Here is a 7234-nt window from a genome sequence, read left to right as displayed (position 1 = left end):
AAACTGTCCAACATTATGGGGTCAGTTCATTTCCCGGTTTTTTTGTCTCTGCGCAAAGAGATTTATTGATTATTCAGCCGTTGCACCGCAACTGCCAATCATTTTAGAAATCGAAATTGCCGGGTGCAGCAGGTAATCATACGAGCAGGTTTTATTACGGTTTTCAATATGACCCGTACAAGCGGTCAGCGTCGCCAGAATTCCTGCCACAGCGGTAATTTTTGTAATCTTAAGCATAAAAAAACAGGTGGGAAATAAAAACGGCAGTCAGGAAAGAGATTCCAGGACTGCCGTTTGCGTTAATTAGCGGAATGATTTCAGAACGGTATACGGTTGGTTATTTCGCGGAGTATGTTGTGAATCAATGGTTAGAGAACCAGTTCAGCTTATCGCGTAATGCCACAACACGACCCACGATAATCAGCGCCGGGCTTTCAACCTGTTTTGCCAGTTCACCGAGCTGTGTCAGCACACCGCTGACGACGCGCTGTGTTACGGCAGTACCATTCTCGACCAGGGCAACCGGCATATCAGCTTGCATACCAAACTCGATGAGTTTTTCCTGAATCGTTGCCGCCTGATTCAGTCCCATGTAGAACACCAGCGTTTGTTTTTCTGCCGCCAGGTTCTCCCAGTCCAGTTCACCGCCAGTTTTCAGGTGCCCGGTGACCAGGCGTACGCTCTGCGCATAATCGCGATGGGTCAGTGGGATACCGGAATAAGCAGAACAGCCAGAAGCCGCGGTAATGCCTGGCACGACAGAGAATGGAATACCGGCATGACACAGGGTTTCCAGCTCTTCGCCACCGCGGCCAAAGATGAACGGGTCACCGCCTTTCAGTCGCACTACGCGTTTACCTTGTTGCGCTTCACGCAGCAGGATCTGGTTGATCTCTTCCTGCGGTACGCAGTGATAACCCGCACGTTTGCCTACGAACACACGATCTGCATCGCGGCGTACAAGGTTCATGATATCGTCGGAAACCAAGCGGTCATACACCACAACATCAGCTTGCTGGATCTGCTGTAGCCCTTTCAGCGTCAGCAGCCCGGCATCACCAGGGCCGGCACCGACCAATACTACTTCACCACGGTGATCCAGCGGTTCGCTGAGCAACTGCTCGGTGGTTTCCTCTACGGCTTGTTGGTCGTTGTTTGCCAGTGACTGCGCCAGGCGGTCATTAACAAACAATTTTTCCCAGAAGCGGCGACGTTCACCCATGCTGGCGAACTGTTTTTTCACGCGGGAGCGCAGTTGCCCGGCATATTGTGCGACCTGTCCCAGATGCTGTGGCAGCACGGATTCGAGTCTTTCACGCAGCAGGCGGGCAAGAACAGGGGATGTACCGCCTGAGGAGACCGCCACCATCAGCGGAGAGCGGTCGATAATGGAGGGCATGATAAAACTGGCCGCTTTTGGCGCATCGACCACGTTGCAGAAGATACGGCGTGATTCTGCGGCGGTGCTGACGCTTTGGTTAACGGCATCGTCATCAGTAGCGGCAATAGCCAGCCAGCAGGTGTCGAGCAGGGACTCATCGAACGGCCCCTCAACCAGCGTCAGCATATTTTCATCTGCCCATACTTTGAACTGCGGAATAAACGCCAGCGCATTGACCGTTAAACGGGCGCCCGCTTCCAGCAGTAACCGCGCTTTGCGTTCTGCGACATCACCACCGCCGACGATCAAGCAGTCGCGGTCACGTAGTTGACAAAATATAGGCAAATGATCCACGACATTACCCCTTAATTATTGGCAGCAGCCTCTGGCTGATTGATTTTTGCCGGAACAGGACGCTCCGATTTTGGCGTAGCATACCAATAACCCAACCCCATGAATACGACACCGGACAAAGTATTACCGAGTGTCACCCACAGAAGGTTATGACCAATTCCGGACAGGGTATAGGCCTCGCTGTGATGGCCGAACCAGGAAAGGGCAAACAGCGTCATATTGGCTACGGAGTGTTCATAGCCGGACGCGATAAACGCCAGCAGACACCACCAGATGGCAAGGAACTTCGCCGCGCCTTCTGTGCGGATTGCCATCCAGATTGCCAGGCAAACCAACCAGTTACACAGGGCGCCTTTAAAGAACAGTACTGTTGCAGGTGCGGTAGTTTTCGCCAGTGCAACCGTATGTACGATGCTGGTGTCGACCGGCAACAGACTGCCACCGCCCCAACTGTATAACAGAGCGACAAACACAGAGCCCACGAGGTTGCCGAGCCAGGTTTGTGGCAGAATCGCCCACATTTGACCGTGGCTGATGGTGCCCGCTTTAACGCCGAGCGTGAGAAACATCGTGTGACCGGTGAACAGTTCAGAACCGGCGATAATAACCAGCGTTAAGGCAATACCAAAGGTTGCACCCATTACCAGAGGACGTACGGATGGATCGAGTAAATTACCGAGAGTAAAAATAAGAATGATGCCGAGGCCAACGTAGGCCCCTGCCATTGCTGAGCTGACCCAGAATCCGAGCGGATTATTTGCCGACAGGCGTGCGATGCGCGCAGCGTTAGCCGCACACTTATTAATAGTGTCTGTGAACATGTGTTGATTATCCTTTTCTCACTTCATCCTTTGCACTACGTCTTTGTTGGCTTCCCTTGCTCACCCCAGTCACATAGTGAACTATGCTCCTGGGGATTTGCGCGGTTGCCGCCGCGATGCAGCACAAATGATGTTGTGATAATGATTAAAAGTGGAACAAAAATAAAAATCTAAAAAGGGAGGCGTTGCGCCTCCCAAAAATAAGTTAACCGCGCAGTTGCACCATGCCGTCTTTCACTCGCGCTTCGTAATGCTTCACGGAAAACTGTTCGTCTTCCATGCACAGACCGTCGCTTAAGCGAAAACGCTGTTTTTTCAGCGGACTGGCGACCCACAGCTCACCCTGATGTTCAGCAATCAACCCACGCGACAGTACGCTGGACTCAAAGAATGGGTCGATATTGCTGATCGCAAACACCTGATCGCTGTGATATGGGCGGAAAATAGCAACCTGCTCAGTACCTAACAGGGCGCAGACGCCTGTCGCAGGCAGAATGTCATCGATTTTGCAGATGTTTTGCCACTGGCTCATGCGTTTTCCTCCACCAGAGTCACCGGAATACGCTCATAAGGCGTAGCCGGACGATGTTGTTCGCGCTCAGGTACAACCTGAACATTCGGATCGCGTTTATCGCTGTTGATAAAGTGTTTGAAACGAACCTGCGCGGACGGCGTGTTGACCGTTTCTGTCCACTCACAGACCACTGCTTCACGCAGACGGGCCATCTCTTCTTCCAGATGCTGGTTCAGGCCCAGTTTGTCGTCGATGATGACGGACTTCAGATACTCGATACCGCCTTCCAGGTTATCTAACCACGGTGCAGTACGGGTCAGTTTGTCGGCAGTACGGATGTAGAACATCATAAAGCGGTCAAGGTACTTGAGCAGCGTTTCGCGATCGACATCGGCCGCCAGCAGGTCTGCATGACGAGGTTTCATCCCGCCGTTACCGCAAACGTACAGGTTCCAGCCTTTCTCGGTGGCGATGATACCGACGTCTTTACCCTGGGCTTCCGCACATTCGCGGGTACAGCCAGAGACGCCGAATTTCATTTTGTGCGGGGTCCGAATGCCTTTGTAGCGGTTTTCCAGCTCGACGCCGAAGCCAACGCTATCGCCAACACCATAACGGCACCAGGTGCTGCCTACGCAGGTTTTCGCCATACGCAGCGCTTTGGCGTACGCATGACCGGTTTCGAAACCGGCTTCAATTAACTGACGCCAGATTTCCGGCAGGTCATCTTTTTGTGCGCCGAACAGACCAATGCGCTGGGAGCCGGTGATCTTGGTGTACAGGTTAAACTCACGCGCGATACGGCCCACGGCCACCAGGCCTTCAGGGGTAATTTCGCCACCCGCAGAACGCGGGATCACGGAATAGGTGCCGTCTTTCTGGATGTTCGCCAGGAAGTTGTCGTTAGTGTCCTGCAGCGGCGTGTGCTGTGGTTTGAGGATGTACTCATTCCAGCAGGAGGCCAGCAGGGAGCCGACGGTCGGTTTACACACTTCGCAGCCGTAACCTTTACCGTGTTTAGCCAGCAACTCTTCGAAAGTTTTAATGCCTTCTACGCGGATCAGGTGGAACAGTTCCTGACGTGAATACGGGAAGTGTTCACACAGGTTGTTATTCACTTCGATACCCTGCTTCGCCAGTTCGGCGTTCAGGACCTGCGTCACCAGTGGGATACACCCGCCGCAGCCGGTACCGGCTTTGGTTTCGGCTTTCAGCGCCGCAACGGTGTGACAGCCTTTGTTGATAGCGGCAATCAGCATGCCTTTAGTGACGTCGAAGCAGGAACAAATCTGCGCGCTGTCCGGGAGTTTATCCACGCCGATTGATGGTTTACCGCTGCCTGCGTGCGCGGGCAGAATCAGCGAGTCCGGGTTTTCCGGCAGTTCGATGGCGTTCAGCACCAGCTGTAGCAGGTTGCCGTAATCGCTGGTATCACCGACCAGAACCGCACCCAGCAGGGTTTTGTTATCTTCACTCACGATGAGGCGTTTGTAGACTTCTTTGCTTTCATCAAGGTAGACATAGCTGCGGGCACCCGGCGTGCGCGCATGCGCGTCGCCAATCCCGCCAACATCTACGCCGAGCAACTTCAGTTTGGCGCTCAGATCCGCGCCTTCGAAAGCATTTTCAGTTTCGAGGATATGATCCACGGCGACCTGGGCCATTTTGTAACCCGGCGCGACCAGACCATATACGCGGTTGTTCCAGCTGGCGCATTCGCCAATCGCATAGATATCCGGGTCAGATGTCTGGCAGCTGTCGTTAATGACAATGCCGCCGCGCGGCGCGACGTCCAGACCGCACTGGGTGGCCAGTTTGTCGCGTGGGCGAATACCGGTAGAGAAGACGATGAAATCAACTTCCAGTTCGCTACCGTCGGCAAAACGCATTGTTTTGCGCGCTTCACTGCCTTCCTGGACGATCTCTTTGGTGTTTTTGCTGGTGTGCACACGCACGCCCATGCTTTCAATTTTGCGACGTAACTGCTCACCACCCATATGATCCAGCTGTTCAGCCATCAGCATGGGGGCGAATTCAATCACGTGGGTTTCCACGCCCAGGCTTTTCAGCGCGCCGGCGGCTTCCAGACCTAACAGGCCACCACCGACGACGGCACCGCGTTTGCTACGGCGGGCGCAAGCCTCAATGGCGTTGAGATCTTCAATGGTACGGTAAACGAAGCAGTCCTGGGTTTCGGAACCTTTAATCGGTGGGATCCACGGATAGGAACCGGTCGCCATGATCAGCTTGTCGTAATAGACCGTACGGCCCGCGCTGGAGTGGATTACCTTCTCCTGGCGGTTGATGGTAATTGCACGTTCACCGACTAACACCTTAACGCCATGCTTCTCATAGAACCCTTCACGCACCAGAGAAAGCTCTTCAGCGGTGTGGTGAGAGAAGTAGGATGACAGGTGTACGCGGTCGTACGCTTTGCGGGGTTCTTCACAGAAGACGGTAATATCAAAATTGGCAGCGTCGGATTTATCAAGAAGATCCTCAATAAAGCGATGGCCGACCATACCATTACCGATAATAGCGAGTCTGACTTTGCTCATTTTTGCCTCGATTTCTTTTCTATTACTGCCTACCTTAACGATTCAGCAACCGCGCTTATTGATACAAATCAAATTCGGCCTTATATACTCCTTAAGGGGTATATAACTGATTTGTCAGCATTTTTATAAGTGACGGAATTGATAGGCTTTTCATATTTGTACAATTAGCATACAAATTAAGGGGTTTTAGTGCGTTTTGGCTGACATCGCCAGCGGAAGAAGAGGGGGGGGAGAATAGGCCGGATGGCGCAGACACCATCCGGCAGTGTGTAGGCCGGGCAAGCGAAGCGCCCCCGGCACTGAGATTAATGCGTTGCTGGTGCGTTATGCAGGCGATGGCGCGTGACGAACCCAAGGATAAAGCACATCACGAACACCACGGCATACAGTCCGTTCGCAGTCTGTAATGCAGCCAGTGGACCACTGTGCGCCACGATAGGGCCGGTGACGACGAAGGTGAGCATGGTACCAATGGTGCCGCAGGTCAGCACAAAGTTAACCAATTTAGGTGAGGCAACTTTGGTCTGCTGAGAACCAAGGGTAATAATGGTGGTATAAATCGCGCTGGAGAAGAAGCCCAGCGTCAGAATGAACCAAGGCATATGCTCTGGCGTACCGGTGATGAACAGATACATCAGCACGGTGGCCAGTCCCGCCAGTACGGTCAGAATACGCTGCAAATCGAAGAAACGCAGAATAAAGCTAAACGCCCACATGCCGACCATGTAAGACATCCAGAAGTCGCTAACCAGTTTACCGGCATCGTTCAGGCTCATGCCCAGGCTCTTGGCGTATTCCGGAACCCAGGAGATAAAACCAAGCTGACCGAGGATGTAACACAGCGCCGCAATTGCCAGGAACAGTACGCCAATGCCCCATTTTTCTTTAACGGCCGGTGCGTCTGGCTGCTGCGCATGTTTGCCCAGCGCCGGGAATTCGCAGCCGAAGGTCAGCAGGAAAATGGCGACATACACCAGGCCGATACAAGCATAGACCCAGTACCATTCAATGCTGCGCGCGAGCAGGAAGGCTGCAACCATGGGGAAAATCATGCCCGCCATGCTGAAGAAGGAGTCGGTAAACAGCAGACGGGAGCCACGCTGGCGACCTTCATACATCTGAGTCACCAGGAACGTACCAATCGACATGGTGATTCCACTCACCAGGCCCAGCACAAACATTGCTGCAGAGAACAACGCCAGGCTATGGCTGAGCATCAGTCCGGCGATTGCCAAGACCATCAGGATGAAGCCAAAACGCAATTGCGTTTTCAGCGGCACGATTTCCATCAGCCAGGCATTCAGAAAAATAGAGATCAGGATACCTGCGTTCAGGAAGGTGAAGGTGTTACTCATACTGGAAACGGGCAAATGGAAATAATCTGCGATGTTTCCCATCACCATCCCGGTGACAATTACCAACGCACCTGTCAGGGCGTAGGAGAGAAAGCTAATCCATGTGAGCTTAATGCGATTGCTGTTAGTCATGACTGGCCTGTATAGAAGTGTAAGGCGCATTAACGGCGCCGTGAGCGGGCAGATTTTAGGCGTTTTAGTGATGCATTTAAATATTTTTTGGTAATTACTGAGCCTGTTACATTTTTGTA

Annotated in this window: 6 protein-coding genes; all 6 read right to left on the bottom strand. The window is 52.9% G+C overall.

Annotation, left to right across the window (positions count from 1 at the left end; translation table 11 throughout):
- Positions 1–69: 69 nt before the first annotated feature.
- Complete coding sequence (locus FDX19_RS00190) at positions 70–237, bottom strand: DUF4223 family protein (RefSeq protein ID WP_137381146.1); 168 nt, start codon at positions 235–237, stop codon at positions 70–72.
- 124 nt (positions 238–361) lie between these two features.
- On the bottom strand, positions 362–1735 hold the full coding sequence (gene cysG / locus FDX19_RS00185) for a siroheme synthase CysG (protein ID WP_137381145.1): 1374 nt from the start codon (positions 1733–1735) through the stop codon (positions 362–364).
- A gap of 11 nt (positions 1736–1746) precedes the next feature.
- Positions 1747–2556, bottom strand: a complete 810-nt coding sequence (gene nirC, locus FDX19_RS00180; protein ID WP_137381144.1) for a nitrite transporter NirC — start codon at positions 2554–2556, stop codon at positions 1747–1749.
- 205 nt (positions 2557–2761) lie between these two features.
- Positions 2762–3088: a nitrite reductase small subunit NirD gene (gene nirD, locus FDX19_RS00175; protein ID WP_038634824.1), complete on the bottom strand. Its 327-nt coding sequence runs from the start codon at positions 3086–3088 to the stop codon at positions 2762–2764.
- Complete coding sequence (gene nirB / locus FDX19_RS00170) at positions 3085–5628, bottom strand: NADPH-nitrite reductase large subunit (RefSeq protein WP_137381143.1); 2544 nt, start codon at positions 5626–5628, stop codon at positions 3085–3087. The genes nirD and nirB overlap by 4 nt, the downstream gene beginning before the upstream one ends.
- 305 nt (positions 5629–5933) lie before the next feature.
- Positions 5934–7115, bottom strand: a complete 1182-nt coding sequence (gene tsgA, locus FDX19_RS00165; RefSeq protein WP_137381142.1) for an MFS transporter TsgA — start codon at positions 7113–7115, stop codon at positions 5934–5936.
- Positions 7116–7234: the final 119 nt, after the last annotated feature.

The organism is Citrobacter sp. wls619 (assembly GCF_005281345.1).
In the GTDB taxonomy this organism is placed as follows: Bacteria; Pseudomonadota; Gammaproteobacteria; order Enterobacterales; family Enterobacteriaceae; genus Citrobacter.
This window is presented reverse-complemented; position numbering and strand designations above follow the sequence as displayed.

Coding starts and splice junctions, on each gene's coding strand:
- nirC (WP_137381144.1), bottom strand. CDS start 2,556: ATGTTCACAGACACTATTAATAAGTGTGCGGCTAACGCTGCGCGCATC.
- nirD (WP_038634824.1), bottom strand. CDS start 3,088: ATGAGCCAGTGGCAAAACATCTGCAAAATCGATGACATTCTGCCTGCG.
- nirB (WP_137381143.1), bottom strand. CDS start 5,628: ATGAGCAAAGTCAGACTCGCTATTATCGGTAATGGTATGGTCGGCCAT.
- FDX19_RS00190 (WP_137381146.1), bottom strand. CDS start 237: ATGCTTAAGATTACAAAAATTACCGCTGTGGCAGGAATTCTGGCGACG.
- tsgA (WP_137381142.1), bottom strand. CDS start 7,115: ATGACTAACAGCAATCGCATTAAGCTCACATGGATTAGCTTTCTCTCC.